Raw genomic sequence first — 15013 nt, 5'->3', positions numbered from 1 at the left:
TGCGATGTTCATTGCCTCGATGCCAAGCGTCCGGAGATGGCGCTTGGGGACAGTTCCGAAGGCAACGTCCAATACGCCCAATGTTGGGACATAACATCCGCCGGACCGGCGGCCGCCTTGCTTTCAATGCCCGAACGCCAGCGCCGGCGCGATGCGGTCCCGCCTGAGCCAGCGTGCCAGCAGCAGTGCCGCCACCACGGCCAGCCCCGAGGCCAGGCCGATCCAGATGCCGACGCCGTTCAAGCCGAAATGGAAGGCGAGCAGCACGCCGAGCGGCAGGCCGACGCCCCAATAGCCGATCGCCGCATAGATCATCGGCACCTTGGTGTCGTGCAGGCCGCGCAGCATGCCGGCGGCCACCGCCTGCGCGCCGTCGAAAATCTGGAAAAGTGCGGCGAAGACCAGGAACGACACGGCAAGCGTGATCACCCTGGCATTGGCCGGGTCGGCGAGATCGATGAAGGCGCTGATCAGAAGATGCGGCCACAGGATCATCACCAGGCCCATCAGCGCCATGAACGAGACGCCGATGACGAAGGCGGTCCAGCCGGCGCGCGAAACGCCTTCCGGATTGCCGGCGCCGTGCGCCAGGCCGACGCGCACGGTCACCGCCTGGTTGAGGCCGAGCGGCACCATGAAGGAGATCGAGGCGATCTGGATGGCGATGGCGTGCGCGGCCAGCGACTCGGCGTCGATCAGGCCCATCAGCAAAGCGGCCGCATTGAAGATCGTCACCTCGAAGGCGAGGATGCCGGCGATCGGCAGGCCGAGCCTGAGCAGCCCGCGGAAACGCGGCCAGTCGGCGCGCCAGAAGCGGCCGAACAGGTGGTAGCGGCGGAACTTCTTCTCCAGCATCACCACCGCCGCCAGGCCAACGAACATCAGCATGCTGGACAAGGTGGTGGCCAGGCCCGAGCCGGCAATGCCCATCGATCCGACGCCGAGATTGCCGAACATGAACACCCAGTTGAAGAAGGCGTTGCAGGCAACCGCGACGAAAACGATGATCAGCGCCCAGCCCGGCCGTTCGAGGGCCGAGATGAAGGAGCGCAGCACGATGTAGCCATAGAAGGGCAACACGGCCCATTGCAGCCAGTGCAGGTAAATGCCGGCCTGATGCGCGAGTTCCGGCTTCTGGCCCATGGCCAAAAGCACCTCCGCGCCATGCGAGAGGAATATCCAGATCGGGATCGAGATCAGGATCGCCAGCCACAGGCCCTGGCGCACGGTGCGGCGCAGGTCACGCACCGAATGGCGGCGGCGGCCAAGCTCGGTCGCCATCATCGGCGAGGTGGCGAGCATCAGGCCGAGGCCGAAGATCATCGGCATGAAATAGAGGTTGGAGCCGAGCGCCCCGGCGGCCAACGTGTCCGGGCCCAGCCGGCCCATCATCATGACGTCGGTCGCGGTCATGGCGGTCTGACCGAGATTGGTCAGCACCATCGGCCAGGCGAGCGCCACCGTCGCCTTGATTTCCTGACGCCAAAGATTTTCCGGCGCGCGAGCGCCGGCTTCGATCGCAGACATTGTTCCGCTCTTTCAGACCAAGGCGCGTCGGCCAAAGGGCCGGAAGCCGCACGGCGCAAGATGGCGCCATTTGCGTCGCCTTGTGAACGAAATGCGACATGTTGGCAAGGGAGGAGGGTCGGGGAGCGATTGATCCAGCCACATGCCGCGGCCTGCGGCGATCGCCTCCACGTCCCGACAAAATTCTACAACGACACAGGCGATTGGACAGCGTGCGACACGCGCAACGCCGTGCAGCGCAACGGCATCGTCTGCGACCGGGTGGCAAAAGCTAGAGCGGTCTCCTCAAGTCAAACGCCGCGCGGCGCGCCTCGTGCGCTCGGGCCGGCAGCTCGGGTTGGGCACAAACGGCTCGTTCACTTGCCTGAGCTCAAGCAATTCATCGTTCACGAAAACAGCAAGCTGCTGCAGCGCATTGTCGTCACGCAATTGCGGATGGAAAACCGTGTCACACCTTTCCTGGAATTGCTCTAGCCTGCTACGCATGGCGCAGATGCGGACAGCCGGCGCACCATGCCGGGAGGAATGGATGCCGTTCAGACGCAGGAAGAACACGGCCGCGATACCGCGCACGGCGCCCGCCTTCGAGCACATCGTGACCGAGGCCAGCGACAGTTTTCTGTGGCGGCTGGACGATTATCCGTGGGAACGCAATGTCTGGAACTTCCATCCGGAATACGAAATTCACCTGTTGCGGAAATCGTCCGGCGTGGCGCTGGTCGGCGACCATATCGGTGAGTTCGGGCCGGGCTACCTGACCATTGTCGGCGGCGGCCTGCCGCATGACTGGGTGACGGCGGTGCAGCCCGGCGAGTTGATCGAAGGCCGCGATATCGTGCTGCAGTTCGATCCCGAGCGGCTGCGCGGCTCGGCCGGGCTGCTGCCGGAGCTGCGCGAGCTGGAACCGTTCCTGGAACGGTCGCTGCGCGGCATGGTCTTCCACGGCCGGACCGCGCTCGACGGCGCCGAGCTGATGGAAAGAATGGGAGAGGTGCACGGGCTGGCAAGGTTCCGCCTGTTCCTTGAACTGCTGGACCTCCTGGCCGCCACCGACGAATACGAGCTTTTATCGTCGCCGGATTTCTCGCCGCTTCTCGATGCCGAGTCGCTGGACATCATACAGCGCGCGCTGACCTATCTGTTCCAGCATTTCGCCGAGGACCTGAAGCTGCCTGACGTCGCGGCATTGGCCGGCATGAGCGAAAGCACTTTTTCCCGCTTCTTCCAGAAGAACACCGGCAACTCCTTCAGCGACCATGTTGCCAAGCTGAGACTCTGGCAGGCCTGCAAGCTGCTCGCCGATACCGAGATTCCGATCACCGAGATCTGCTTCCAGGTCGGCTACATGAACATCTCGAACTTCAACCGCGCCTTCCTGCGCAAGCACAAGATGACGCCGTCATCCTATCGCAAGCTGTCGCGGCAACGGCTGACGCTGCGGGCCTGATCAGCCACCCCCGATAGTACTGATACTCATGTGACGGACAGACTCTGCCGGCGTCATTTTTTGCGCCGCACAATGCATAAAAGTACAGGTCTGCTGCAACGGGGCTTCTAGCCTTGTCCCTTCCAACTCCTCATTTTGGCATCGGGTGGCAGGTCACCCGGGCGACGGTGAGGGTCGCCTAGCCCGAGGACCACTGCTTCCCGCGAGTTTCCTGGAGGAGAAAATCAATGACATCATATCGGCTCGCTGCCGGCCTCGGCGCAGCATTCGTGCTTACCGCTTCCGTATCAACCGCGGCGCTGGCGCAGGCGCCGGCCTGCTCGGCGCCGGTCAAGGTGCTGGCGCAGCCCCGCGACGGGCTGACGCTTCTCGAGGACTCCAAGGACGAGTTCAAGAAGCTCTCCGGCGCCTCGTTCCAGATCGACTATCTCAACGAGAACGACCGCCGCGCGAAGTCGCGCGCCGACGCTTCCACCGTCGGCAACTACAACGTCTACTATGTCGACGAGGCCAATGTCGCGCTGTTCGCCTCCTCGGGCTGGATCGCCCCGCTGACCGATTATTATCCGGCTGAATACGATTTCGCCGATTTCGATCCGGGCCGCCAGAAGGTCGCCACCTATGACGGAAAGGTCTGGTTCGCGCCGCTGACCGGCGGCGGCGACCTGATGGTCTACCGCAAGGACGTGCTCGAGGCCGCCGGCATCCAGCCGCCGAAGACGCTGGACGAGCTGATCGCCGACGTGGCGAAGCTGAACGACCCCGACAAGGGCATGTACGGCATCGCGCTGCGCGGCGCGCGCGGCTCGGGCGCCAATGTCTGGCGCTGGATGCCGTTCTTCAAGGCCTATGGCGGCACGTGGTTCGACGGCGACAAGCCGGCTTTCAATTCGGATGCCGCCGTGAAGGCGACGGAAACCTATCTGAAGCTGTTCAAGGACTCGGCGCCCGGCACACAGACCGGCAGCTGGGATGAATCGACCGGCGCCTTCCTCTCCGGCCAAGTCGCCATCCTGGTCGAATCGACGCCGCTGTCAGGCATGGCGGTGGACCCGAAGACCTCGCAGGTGGTCGGCAAGGTCGGCTTCCTGCCGCCACCCTCGCCGCTGCCGGGCGGTGGCTACGGCCACGGCCTCGCCATCGGCACCAAGGCCAATGCGGACGACGCCTCGAAGAAGTGCGCCGGCCTGTTCATCGCCTGGGCAACCTCGAAGGAGAACGAGAAGCGCCGGCTCGACGCGCACCAGTTCGGCGAGCTCAACCGCACCAGCATCCTCTCCAGCAAGGAATTCGCCGATATCTACGGCGCCGATCTCGGCAAGGCCCTGGCCGACACCGGCAAAGTGACGGCGGTGAACTTCTGGCAGGATCCGCGCTGGCCCGATCTCGGCGACCGCTGGGGCATCATCCTCGAGGAGCTGGTGACCGGCACGCGCACCGACATCAAGGGCGGTCTCAACGAGCTCGAGGCCTACGCCGACGAGCTGGTGAAGAAGAAGTAATCCTCCCGCCCGTGGCGCGCGCGGTCCACGGCATTCGTCGGAATGCCGGGACCCGTGCGCCGCGGGTTTATGCCAGCGATTCCAAGGCATCCGCGACAAACCCGAGGATAGGCAATGCGCCGACGCTCTTCCCTGCCGGTCACATTTCTCGTTCCCACCCTCGTCATCCTTCTGGTGCTGTCGATGGTGCCGACGCTCTACGCCATCGTCATCGCTTTGCAGAACCGCGAATTGAGCACGACCGGTTATTCCTGGGTCTGGTGCGCGAATTTCGCCGACCTCTTCTTCGACCGCCGTTTCCTCAATGCCGTCTGGGTGTCGGTCAAATGGGAGATCGTCACCGTCGTGGCGACGATGGCGGTGGCCATCGGGCTCGGCGTGCTGATGTTCGAGGTCGCCGGCCCGCGCCTGCGCAATGTCTACTGCCTCTTGTTCATCATACCGGTGCTGTTGCCGCGCGTCTCGGCGGCCTTCGTATGGAAGTTCGCCTATCACCCGCTCTACGGCATCGCCACCTATCCCTACCGGCTCATCACCGGCGGGCTGATCTTCGACCCGCTGTCCAAGCCCTCGACCGCCCTGTTTGCCGTGGCTTCGGTGGATGTCTGGCAATGGGGGCTGTTCTTCGCCGTCATCGTGCTGAAGCTCCTGGAAACCTTGCCGCCGCAACCGATCGAGGCGGCCAGGCTCGACCACGCCAAGCGCTGGCAGATCCATGCCTATGTCACCCTACCGATGCTGAAAGCGCCGCTGATCAGCCTGATGTTCGTCAAGATGATCGAGTCGCTGCGCTCCTTCGACCTCATCTATGTGATGACGCGCGGCGGGCCCGGCGTCGCGACCGAGACGCTCGACATGTATGCCTTCTCGCAAGGCTTTATCGAGTCCGGCAAGGTCTCCTACGCTTCGGCCATGGCGGTGCTGATGATGATCGCGACCGTCATCACCTTCACCATGCTGTGGAAGCGGGTGCAGGCATGAAGCCATATCGGATGAGACCGGGCCGCCTGATCGCCAAAGCCATACTGGCGCTTGCCGGATTCCTGGCCGTGTTCCCGCTGGTCTGGACGGCGCTCAACGCGCTGAAGAACAATGTCGACATCATCACGCGCGTCCCGCGCCTGGTGTTTTCGCCGACGCTTGCCAACATCAGCTACATCCTCGGCCGCGACAGCGTGCTGACCGGCCTCTGCAACTCGGTCGTCGCCTGCGGCTCGGCGGTGCTGATCGGCGTCGCGCTCGGCCTGCCGGCAGCCTATGCGGTGGCGCGCTATCCCAACCGCTTCGCGGGCGACATCCAGTTCTTCGTGCTGTCGCTGCGCTTCCTGCCGCCGGTGGCGGTCGCTATTCCGCTCATGGTGATATGGCTGCAGGTCGGGCTCTACGACACTTTGCCGGCTTTGATCGTCACCTACTCGCTGCTCACCATCTCGGTGATCATGTGGCTCGCCATCCCGGCCTTCCAGGGCGTGCCGAAGGAAATCGAGGAAGCGGCCTTCGTCGACGGCTACGGCGCCTATTCGGTTTTCTGGCGGATCGCGCTTCCCGTGGCGGCGCGCTCGCTCATAGGCGCCATCGCCTTCAGCTTCGTGTTGGTCTGGAACGAGTTCCTGATCGCGCTGATGCTGTCGAGCTCCAACGCCAAAACCCTGCCGATCGTCGCTTCAGAGCTGTCGCAGCAAGGCATGAACGTGCCCTGGGGCATCCTCAACGCCTCGGTGGTGCTGCTGTCGCTGCCGCCGCTGCTGTTCCTCGGCGTTCTGAGCGGCTTCCTGAATTCCGTTTTCCGGCAAAAGAAAAGTTGATGCGAGGATACCCGATGCGGGCACTGGTGCTTGAGAAAAAAGGCGAACTGTCGCTGCGCGAGATCGCGTTGCCGCTCGATGTCGGGCCGGACGATGTCAGGATCGCCATCCACACCGTCGGCGTCTGCGGCAGCGACGTGCACTACTACACGCACGGCGCCATCGGCAGCTATATCGTGCGACAGCCCATGGTGCTAGGCCATGAGGCCTCGGGAACGATCGTCGAGGTCGGCGCCAATGTCACAAGCCTGAAGGTCGGCGACCGCGTCTGCATGGAACCCGGCGTACCGAATCTTTCGTCGCGGGCGACGAAGCTCGGCATCTACAATGTCGACCCGGACGTCCGCTTCTGGGCAACGCCGCCGGTGCACGGCGTGCTCGCGCCCTACGCCGTTCACCCGGCGGCCTTCACCTACAAGCTGCCGGACAATGTCTCCTTCGCCGAGGGCGCGATGGTCGAGCCCTTCGCCATCGGCATGCAGGCGGCAGCGCGGGCCCGCATCGTGCCCGGCGATGTCGCCGTCGTCGTCGGCTGCGGCCCGATCGGCATCATGATCGCCTTGGCGGCGCTGGCAGGCGGCTGCGCAAAAGTGCTGATTTCCGATTTCTCCGCACCGAAATTGGAGATCGCCGCCCAATATCCCGGCATCGTGCCGGTCAATATCGGCAAGCAGTCGTTGGTCGACACCGTGCTGGCCGCGACCGACGATTGGGGCGCCGATATCGTGTTCGAGGCGAGCGGCAGCCCGAGGGCCTTCACCAACCTGTTCGACATCGTGCGGCCGGGCGGCGCGGTGGTGCTGGTCGGGCTGCCGGTGGAACCGGTCGAGCTCAACGTGCCGGCGGCAATCTCCAAGGAAGTGCGCATCGAAACGGTGTTCCGCTATGCCAACATCTTCGACCGCGCCCTGCAGCTGATCGCCTCCGGCAAGGTCGACCTCAAGCCGCTGATCACCGGCACCTATGATTTTTCCGAGAGCATCGAGGCGTTCGAGCGCGCCGCCCAAGGCAAGCCGCAGGACGTCAAGCTGCAGATCCTGCTGACCGGCGAGAAGGGATAATAGATGTCCGCGATCGTTTGCTCCCATGTCGACAAGGCCTATGGCGCCACGAGCGTCATCCGCGATCTCAACCTCTCGATCGAGGAGCACGAATTCGTCGTGTTCCTCGGCCCGTCCGGCTGCGGCAAGTCCACTCTTCTGCGGATGCTGGCCGGGCTGGAGGACATCAGCGGCGGCGAGGTGTCGATCGGCGGCAAGGTGGTGAACGATCTCGACCCAGGCGATCGCGGCATCGCCATGGTGTTCCAGAATTACGCGCTCTATCCGCATATGACGATCTTCGAGAACATCGCTTTCGGCCTGAAGCGGCAAAAGGTGCCGGCGGCCGAGATCAGGAAGCGGGTCGAGGCGGTTTCCAGGACACTCGGCCTGGACCCTTATCTCGGACGCAAGCCGACCGAGCTTTCCGGCGGCCAGCAGCAGCGCGTGGCGATCGCGCGCGCCATGATCAAGACGCCGAAAGTGTTCCTGTTCGACGAGCCGCTGTCCAATCTCGACGCCAAGCTGCGCAACCATATGCGCGTCGAGATCGCCAGGCTGCACCAAGCGTTGAAGACGACGACCGTCTACGTCACGCACGACCAGCTCGAGGCGATGACGCTGGCCGACCGCATCGTGCTTTTGAAGGACGGGGTGATCGAGCAGATCGGCTCACCGGCGGAAATCTATCGCCGGCCCGGCAATCTGTTCGTGGCCGGCTTCATCGGCACGCCGAACATGAACTTCATCGAGGCCACGGTTAGCCGGGCAGAGAACGGGTGGACGCTGAACGGTGCTAGAACGGTGATTTCGATCGAGGGCAGAGGATTCGATCTGCAGCACGGCGAACGCGCCGTGCTCGGCATCCGGCCTCCAGACCTGAAGACGGCAAGCGGCGATGCGGGCGGCAATCTGCTGCTCGGCACGGCCGACCTTATCGAGTTCCACGGCAATGATGCGCTGGTGACGTTCGGCTCGGGCGGCAAGGAGATCAGCGCGCTGGTGCCGGCCCGCGAATGCCCGGAGTTGCGGGCGCCTGTCCGCTATGCGTTCGACGAGGAAAGCATCCACCTGTTCGACGTGTCGACGGGCATGTCCCTGCGCAAGCGGGCTAATTGATCGCGTCGAGCGCCTGCCGCTGGCGGTGCATTTCGAGGAAGATCCGGTAGTCGCGGTCGAAGCGGGCGCCGGCGGCCTTGTTGGGCGCGCGGGTCTTGCCGCCCTGCTGCATGGCGACACAGGCCGCGTTGAGGTTGGGGTAGAGGCCGGCGGCGGTCGCCGCCACCATGCCGGTGCCGAGCAGCACCGCCTCGTCGGCCAGCGGCTCGACTACCGTGCAGCCGGTGGCGTCGGCGTAGAGCTCCATCAGCAGCGGGTTCTTGGTGTGGCCGCCGGTGACGTGCAGCGTGTCGATCAGGTAACCGTTCTCGTTCAGCGCCTCGAGCACATGGCGCACGCCCAGCGCAATGGCGACGGCGGTGCGCCAGTAGAGCTTGCACAGGCTGTCGAAGGAGGAATCGAGCGTCAGGCCGCTGATGACGCCGACCGCATGCGGGTCGGCGAGCGGCGAGCGGTTGCCGTGAAAATCCGGCAGCACATGCAGCCTTGCGGCCAGCGCGTCGCCGTCCTCGGCGCGCAGCTCGGCAATGCGCCTGGCGATCTTTATATGCATGGCCGCGTCCGGCTCACCGCCGGTGCCGTGCCAGCGGATGATGTGGTCGAGCAGCGCGCCGGTGGCCGACTGGCCGCCTTCCGAGAGCCATAGCGACGGCAAGGCGGCGCCGTAATAAGGCCCCCACACCCCGGCAAAGGGCTGCGGGTCGAGCGACATTGCCATGACGCAGGACGATGTGCCGGCAATCAGCGCCAGATGCCGGCTGATGTTCTTCTCGTCGCCGGCAAAGCCGCCCAGAACGCCGAGCGCGCCGGCATAGGCATCGATGACACCGGCGCCGACGCGGCATTTTTCGCTGAGGCCGAGTTCGGCCGCGGCCGCCGCCGTCAGTGGGCCGATGTCGGTGCCGACCGGACTTGCCTTTTCCGGCAGATTGCCGTGCTCGAACAGATCGCCGAGCCCGACGAGCTCGAAGAAGTCGCGCCGCCAGCTCTTTTCCTCATGGGCGAGATAGGTCCATTTGGCCGTCAGCGTGCATTGCGAGCGGGCAAGCGAGCCGCTCGCCTTCCAGGTCAGGAAGTCGGTCAGATCGAATAGATAGCCGGCTTCACTCCATGTTGTTGGCAAATGGCGCTTCAGCCACATCAGCTTCGGCGTCGCCATCTCCGGCGACATCACGCCGCCTATGTAATCGAGAACGGCATGGCCGCTCGTCGTGCATTCATCGGCCTCGGCGATGGCGCGGTGATCGAGCCAGACGACCGTGTCCCAGCGCTTCTCGCCGGTGACCGAGACGCTGAGCTGGCCGCCTTGCCAGTCGCGCGCGACCAGCGAGCAAGTGGCGTCGAAAGAGATGCCGGCGATATCCTGGGCGGCGACGGCGGATTTTTGGAGAGCGGCCCGCACGGCCTTGCACACCGCCGACCAGATATCTTGCGAATCGTGCTCGGCATGATCCGGCTTGGGCTGATGCATCGCGATCGGATGATCGGCGCGGCCGAGCAGGTTGCCTTCCGAATCGAGAATGCCCGCGCGAGCGCTCCCGGTGCCGACATCGACCGCGCAAACGAAGCTTTTCGTCAAGATGCTCTTACTCTCGCTCCCAGGCCTGCAATCAGATCGGGCAATTGCAGCATGTCAGCGAATATAAAGTCCGGTTCCGTCGACGCAAGCCGCGCCCTGAGGGCCGGATTGGACGCATGCGAGCCACCGATGAAAGCAAAGACGCGCATGCCGGCGGCGCGGGCCGCGGCTATGCCGGCGGGACTGTCCTCGATCACCAGGCAGTCGCGCGGTTGGACCCGCATGCTTTCGGCGGCATGAAGGAAAAGATCCGGGTCCGGCTTGCCGCGCTTGACCATGGTGGCGCTGAAGAGATGCGGCTCCAGCAAGGGCAACAGGCCGGTGACGTCGAGCGCGTAGCGGATGCGCTCCAGCGTGCCGGACGAAGCGACGCAGCGAGGCCGGCCGAGCTTCGCAAGCACCTCCTCGACGCCGGGGATCGGCTTCAACTCCTCGCGGAATTTGCGCATCAGGTCGACGCGCATGGCGGTGAGATGCCGGTCGCTGATCTCGAGCCCGAAATCGCGGCCGAGGATTTCGCGCACGCTTTTCATGCTCTTGCCGAGGAAATGCTCGTAGGCGGCGTCCTCGCTGACGGTGCCGCCGGCGAGCTCGATCATGCCAAGCAGCGCCGAGACCGAAAGCGCCTCGCTGTCGACCAGCACGCCGTCACAGTCGAAGATGACCAGTTCAGGCGTCATCGCGACGTGATCTCAGCGCACTTCAGAGCTTGCCGGCGAGATAGCGTGTCAAGGTTTCACGCGCGCCGTTCGCCCACAGGACCTTCAAGGCATGGGCGAAGGCCGCGGCGAAGACGGGTGACCGGCCGACATCGCCATAGATGTCCTCCATCGCCAGCCAGGCCTTCGGATCGTCCTTCGCCGCCTCGGCGGTCGCCTGCATGCGGTCCCAACTGGGGTCGTTCGGCTCGATGACGGCGCCGCTGTCCGTGGTGCCGAAGCAGTAGCGGCACCAGAGCGCCGATTCCAGCGCGAGGCCGGCGACGCCCTTGCCCGCCTTCAGCCGGTCGGCGATTGTCGGGATGATGAATTTCGGCTGGCGGTTGGAGCCGTCGAGACAGAGCCGGCGGATGGTGTCGCCGATCTTGGGATTGGAGAAGCGGCGCTCGATGAGCTGGTAGTAGTCCTCCAGGTCGGTGTCCGGCACGGGCGGCACGGTCGGGATGATCTCGTCATGCTCGAGCTTCGAGAGAAAGGCGCGCACCAGCGGTTCCTGCATGCCTTCATGGACGAAATGGATGTCCATCAGCCCGGCCGGATAAGCGATCGTCGCATGGCCGCCATTGAGGATGCGGATCTTCATCAGCTCGTAGGGCGAGACATCCTTGACGAATTGCACGCCGACCTTCTCCAGCGCCGGGCGGCCGGCGGTGAAATGATCTTCCAGCACCCATTGCTTGAACGGTTCGCAGAACACCGGCCAGTTGTCCTCCAGGCCGAAATCGTCGGCGAGGATCTTGCGTTCCCGATCGGTGGTCGCCGGCGTGATGCGGTCGACCATGCCGTTCGGAAAGGCGACCTTGTCGCCGACCCAGTTGGCCAGGTCCTCGTCGATCAGCCGGGCAAGGCCGATGACGCCGTCGGAGGTGACATGGCCGTTGTGGGGGATGTTGTCGCAGGACATGACGGTGAACGGCACGATGCCGTCGGCCCGCCGGCGCAGCAGCCCGGCAAGGATGATGCCGAAGACGGTTTTCGGCACCGCTCCCGGTTGCGCATCCGCGACGATGTCGGGATGGGCCGGGTTGAACTTGCCCGAGGCCGGGTCGATGAAATAACCGCCCTCGGTGATGGTCAACGACACGATCCTGATGGCCGGATCGGCGAGCTGGTCGATGATCGCGGCCGCGTCACCAGGTGTTAGGAAATCGATCATGGCGCCGGTCACGCGGGCGCTCATGTGGCCCTGGTCCTGCTCGACCACTGTGGTCAGCCAATCCTGTTCCTGCAGCTTGGCGCGGCCGATCTTCTCGCCTTCGAACACGCCGGCGCCGATCAGCGCCCAGTCGTGACCCTCTCCGGTGCCGAACAGATCGTCGAGATAGACCGCCTGGTGCGAGCGGTGGAAGTTGCCGACGCCGAAATGGACGATGCCCGCCTTCAGGGCGGAGCGGTCATATTTCGGCCCGGCGACCTTGGCCGGGAGCCTGGCGAGGTTCGAAGAGGAGAGTTTCACGGTCATCTCATTTTACCCTTTGGCCGATCCGCAGCCCGACTGTTCCGCCTCCTTAGGGGAGCGACGGTGAGGGGCGGTACTGGTGTTCCAGCATGCCGCCCCTCACCTGCCCCGCGGCGTCTTCTCCGGAGGAAAGAGAGAAGCGCCTCCCCTCAACGCAGCCCGTCAGCTCATCCATTGTCCGCCGTCGACATTGTAGGTCTGGGCGACAATGTATTCGGCCTCGTCACTGGCCAGGAACACGGCCATGCCAGCGAGGTCCTCTGGCTTGCCCATGCGGCCGTAAGGCACACCTTCGCCGACCAGGCGCTTCTTCTCACCCTTCGGCCGGTTCTCGTATTTGGCGAACAGCGCGTCGACCTGGTCCCACATGTCGCTGTCGACGACACCAGGCGCGATCCCGTTGACGTTGATGCGGTGCTTGATGAGGTCGAGCCCAGCCGACTGCGTCAGCGAGATGACGGCGGCCTTGGTGGCGCAATAGACCGCGACCAGCGGCTCACCGCGCCGGCCGGCCTGGCTCGCCATGTTGATAATCCTGCCGCCCCGGCCGCGCGCGACCATCGAACGGGCAGCCGCCTGCAGCATAAACAGCGTGCCGGCGACATTGACGGAGAACAGTTTTTCGTAGCTCGCCCTTGTTATCTCGACGATCGGCGCGAGGTCGAAGATCGCGGCGTTGTTGATCAGGATGTCGAGGCCGCCGGTCCTTGCCTCGACCGCCTTCACCGCCGCCTCGATCGAGGCCTGGTCGGTGACGTCGAGCCTAACCGCGTAAGCGGCGGAACCGATCGCCTTCGCCGTCGCTTCCGCTGCTTCCAGGTCGATGTCGGCGATCGCCACCGTCGCGCCTTCGCGCGCATAGGCTTCGGCGAAGGCTCTGCCGATGCCGCGCGCCGATCCGGTGATCAGCGCCGATTTGCCCTCCAGCCTCACTGCGCCAGCGCCTTGCCGTCGGTGCCGAAGCGATGGAGCTTGGTCCTGTCGGGTGTCAGATAGACGGTGTCGCCATGCTTGACCGCAACCTCGCCGTCGGCGCGGACATTGACGGTGCCGATGCCGTCCGCCTGGACGTGCAGGAAGGTGTCGGAGCCGAGGTGCTCGGCAACGCCGACCGTCGCCTTCCAGTCGCCGGCCGAGGTCGAGATGTTGAGATGCTCGGGCCGGATGCCGATGGTCTTGGCGCCGTATTTTTCCGCCGGCGCGCCTTGGATCATGTTCATCTTGGGCGAGCCGATGAAGCCGGCGACGAAGAGGTTCTTAGGCGTCTTGTAGAGCTCCATCGGCGAGCCGACCTGCTCGATGTTGCCGGCGTTGAGGACGACGATCTTGTCGGCCATGGTCATGGCCTCGACCTGGTCGTGGGTGACATAGATCATCGTCGTCTTCAGCTGGTGATGCAGCTCGCTGATCTCCAGCCGCATGGTGCCGCGCAGTGCCGCGTCGAGGTTGGACAGCGGCTCGTCGAACAGGAAGGCCGAGGGCTGGCGCACGATGGCGCGGCCGATGGCGACGCGCTGCCGCTGGCCGCCGGAAAGCTGGCCGGGCCGGCGCTCGAGATAGTTGGTGAGGTTCAGGATGCGCGCGGCGTCCTTCACCTTCTTGTCGATCGTCGCCTGGTCCTCGCCCGCCATCTTCAGCGGAAAGGCGATGTTCTTGGCGACGGTCATATGCGGGTAGAGCGCGTAGGACTGGAACACCATGGCAAGCTTGCGCTTGGCCGGCGCTTCGCCGGTGACGTCGCGGCCGTCGATGCTGATGGTGCCGCCGCTGGTGTCCTCCAGTCCAGCGATCAGTCTGAGCAGCGTGGACTTGCCGCAACCGGACGGACCGACGAACACGACGAACTCGCCATCCTCGATGTTGAGGTCGATGTTCGGAATGATCGTCGTCGACCCGAAGGACTTGGAGACGTTGTGGAGCGTGATGTTTCCCATGGTTTCCTCCCGGGGGTATTTTCGTCGTCCGCCGTTTGCGGTCTTGCTACTTCACGGCGCCAAAGGTCAGGCCGCGCACCAGCTGCTTCTGGCTGAACCAGCCCATGATCAGGATCGGCGCGATCGCCAGCGTCGAGGCGGCCGAGAGCTTGGCCCAGAACAGGCCTTGCGGGCTGGAGAAGGAGCTGATGAAGGCCGTCAGCGGCGCGGCGTTGGTGGTGGTGAGCCGGATCGTCCAGAACGCCTCGTTCCAGGCCAGGATGATGTTCAAGAGCATGGTCGAGGCAATGCCCGGCACGGCCATCGGCGTCAGCACGTAGATGATTTCGTTCCACAGCGAGGCGCCGTCCATGCGCGCCGCTTCGAGGATCTCGCCCGGGATCTCGCGGAAGTAGGTGTAGAGCATCCACACCACGATCGGCAGGTTGATCAGCATCAGCATGATCATCAGGCCGATGCGGCTGTCGAGCAGCCCTGAGTCGCGGAAGATCAGGTAGATCGGGAACAGCACCGCGACCGCCGGCATCATCTTGGTGGACAGCATCCACATCAGGATGTCCTTGGTTCGCTTGGTCGGCGAAAACGCCATCGACCATGCCGCCGGGATGGCGACGAGCAAGGCCAGGATGGTCGAGCCGACCGAGAGCAGCACCGAGTTGAAGAAGAACTTGAAGTAGCCGCTTCGCGCTTGGACCTCGGTATAGCTCTCGAAGGTTCCGGAAGGGATCAGGTTGAAGCCCTGGATCGCTTCCTGTTCCGACTTGAACGAGGTGATGATCGTGTAGAGGATCGGAAAGAAGATCAGCAGGGCGACGATCCAGGCCGCGGCCGTGGCGATGGTCTTGTGCTGGGTGGTGACTGCGCGTGCCATGGTCAGGTCCT

The 15013-nt window shown here is 64.4% G+C and carries 14 protein-coding genes; 7 read left to right on the top strand and 7 right to left on the bottom strand.

From position 1 onward, the window contains the following. Nucleotides 1–123: 123 nt before the first annotated feature. Entirely contained in the window at nt 124–1527 is a 1404-nt protein-coding gene (locus F3H96_RS00695; protein WP_149790020.1) for an MATE family efflux transporter, read from the bottom strand. Between the two features lie 129 nt (nt 1528–1656). Between F3H96_RS00695 and F3H96_RS00690 the strand changes: the two genes are divergently transcribed. The 7 genes from F3H96_RS00690 to ugpC all read left to right on the top strand — a co-directional run bounded on the left by F3H96_RS00690 (nt 1657) and on the right by ugpC (nt 8440). Next, nucleotides 1657–2001 (top strand): hypothetical protein, encoded by a 345-nt coding sequence (locus tag F3H96_RS00690; protein ID WP_149790019.1) that lies wholly within the window; start codon nt 1657–1659, stop codon nt 1999–2001. 55 nt (nt 2002–2056) lie between these two features. Continuing rightward, nucleotides 2057–2974, top strand: a complete 918-nt coding sequence (locus F3H96_RS00685) for an AraC family transcriptional regulator (protein WP_149790018.1) — start codon at nt 2057–2059, stop codon at nt 2972–2974. Nucleotides 2975–3201: 227 nt separating this feature from the next. Beyond that, complete coding sequence (locus F3H96_RS00680) at nt 3202–4476, top strand: extracellular solute-binding protein (protein ID WP_149790017.1); 1275 nt, start codon at nt 3202–3204, stop codon at nt 4474–4476. Nucleotides 4477–4590: 114 nt separating this feature from the next. Continuing rightward, nucleotides 4591–5457, top strand: a complete 867-nt coding sequence (locus F3H96_RS00675; RefSeq protein WP_149790016.1) for a sugar ABC transporter permease — start codon at nt 4591–4593, stop codon at nt 5455–5457. An 11-nt stretch (nt 5458–5468) separates the two neighbouring features. Next, a complete protein-coding gene (locus F3H96_RS00670; protein WP_149790015.1) occupies nt 5469–6281 on the top strand; it encodes a carbohydrate ABC transporter permease in 813 nt (270 codons plus the stop codon). 14 nt (nt 6282–6295) lie between these two features. Then, nucleotides 6296–7342: an NAD(P)-dependent alcohol dehydrogenase gene (locus F3H96_RS00665; protein WP_149790627.1), complete on the top strand. Its 1047-nt coding sequence runs from the start codon at nt 6296–6298 to the stop codon at nt 7340–7342. Nucleotides 7343–7345: 3 nt separating this feature from the next. Beyond that, nucleotides 7346–8440 carry a sn-glycerol-3-phosphate ABC transporter ATP-binding protein UgpC gene (gene ugpC, locus F3H96_RS00660; RefSeq protein WP_149790014.1) on the top strand — a complete coding sequence of 365 codons (1095 nt, stop codon included), beginning with the start codon at nt 7346–7348 and terminating at the stop codon, nt 8438–8440. Here ugpC and F3H96_RS00655 read toward each other — a convergent pair. The 6 genes from F3H96_RS00655 to F3H96_RS00630 all read right to left on the bottom strand — a co-directional run bounded on the left by F3H96_RS00655 (nt 8433) and on the right by F3H96_RS00630 (nt 15002). Next, nucleotides 8433–10019 carry an FGGY-family carbohydrate kinase gene (locus tag F3H96_RS00655; RefSeq protein WP_149790013.1) on the bottom strand — a complete coding sequence of 529 codons (1587 nt, stop codon included), beginning with the start codon at nt 10017–10019 and terminating at the stop codon, nt 8433–8435. The genes ugpC and F3H96_RS00655 overlap by 8 nt on opposite strands. Further along, nucleotides 10016–10699, bottom strand: a complete 684-nt coding sequence (locus F3H96_RS00650) for an HAD family hydrolase (protein ID WP_149790012.1) — start codon at nt 10697–10699, stop codon at nt 10016–10018. Before F3H96_RS00650 ends, F3H96_RS00655 begins: the two co-directional genes overlap by 4 nt. Before the next feature lie 22 nt (nt 10700–10721). Beyond that, nucleotides 10722–12200, bottom strand: coding sequence for a mannitol dehydrogenase family protein (locus F3H96_RS00645; protein ID WP_149790011.1), 1479 nt, complete (start codon nt 12198–12200; stop codon nt 10722–10724). Between the two features lie 159 nt (nt 12201–12359). Next, nucleotides 12360–13130 (bottom strand): L-iditol 2-dehydrogenase, encoded by a 771-nt coding sequence (locus tag F3H96_RS00640; RefSeq protein ID WP_149790010.1) that lies wholly within the window; start codon nt 13128–13130, stop codon nt 12360–12362. Then, nucleotides 13127–14131: an ABC transporter ATP-binding protein gene (locus F3H96_RS00635; RefSeq protein ID WP_149790009.1), complete on the bottom strand. Its 1005-nt coding sequence runs from the start codon at nt 14129–14131 to the stop codon at nt 13127–13129. Before F3H96_RS00635 ends, F3H96_RS00640 begins: the two co-directional genes overlap by 4 nt. Before the next feature lie 46 nt (nt 14132–14177). Further along, nucleotides 14178–15002 (bottom strand): carbohydrate ABC transporter permease, encoded by an 825-nt coding sequence (locus tag F3H96_RS00630; protein ID WP_149790008.1) that lies wholly within the window; start codon nt 15000–15002, stop codon nt 14178–14180. Nucleotides 15003–15013: the final 11 nt, after the last annotated feature.

This window comes from Mesorhizobium sp. NFR06 (assembly GCF_900115245.1).
GTDB lineage: Bacteria > Pseudomonadota > Alphaproteobacteria > Rhizobiales > Rhizobiaceae > Mesorhizobium.
Note: the sequence above shows the minus strand (reverse complement) of the source record. Positions and strands in the feature narration are given on the sequence as shown.

What these genes read in the sequence shown, in the direction of transcription:
- F3H96_RS00675 (WP_149790016.1), top strand. Translation starts at nt 4,591, where the DNA reads ATGCGCCGACGCTCTTCCCTGCCGGTCACATTTCTCGTTCCCACCCTC.
- F3H96_RS00695 (WP_149790020.1), bottom strand. Translation starts at nt 1,527, where the DNA reads ATGTCTGCGATCGAAGCCGGCGCTCGCGCGCCGGAAAATCTTTGGCGT.
- ugpC (WP_149790014.1), top strand. Translation starts at nt 7,346, where the DNA reads ATGTCCGCGATCGTTTGCTCCCATGTCGACAAGGCCTATGGCGCCACG.
- F3H96_RS00680 (WP_149790017.1), top strand. Translation starts at nt 3,202, where the DNA reads ATGACATCATATCGGCTCGCTGCCGGCCTCGGCGCAGCATTCGTGCTT.
- F3H96_RS00630 (WP_149790008.1), bottom strand. Translation starts at nt 15,002, where the DNA reads ATGGCACGCGCAGTCACCACCCAGCACAAGACCATCGCCACGGCCGCG.
- F3H96_RS00650 (WP_149790012.1), bottom strand. Translation starts at nt 10,699, where the DNA reads ATGACGCCTGAACTGGTCATCTTCGACTGTGACGGCGTGCTGGTCGAC.
- F3H96_RS00685 (WP_149790018.1), top strand. Translation starts at nt 2,057, where the DNA reads ATGCCGTTCAGACGCAGGAAGAACACGGCCGCGATACCGCGCACGGCG.
- F3H96_RS00665 (WP_149790627.1), top strand. Translation starts at nt 6,296, where the DNA reads ATGCGGGCACTGGTGCTTGAGAAAAAAGGCGAACTGTCGCTGCGCGAG.
- F3H96_RS00635 (WP_149790009.1), bottom strand. Translation starts at nt 14,131, where the DNA reads ATGGGAAACATCACGCTCCACAACGTCTCCAAGTCCTTCGGGTCGACG.
- F3H96_RS00670 (WP_149790015.1), top strand. Translation starts at nt 5,469, where the DNA reads ATGAGACCGGGCCGCCTGATCGCCAAAGCCATACTGGCGCTTGCCGGA.
- F3H96_RS00645 (WP_149790011.1), bottom strand. Translation starts at nt 12,200, where the DNA reads ATGACCGTGAAACTCTCCTCTTCGAACCTCGCCAGGCTCCCGGCCAAG.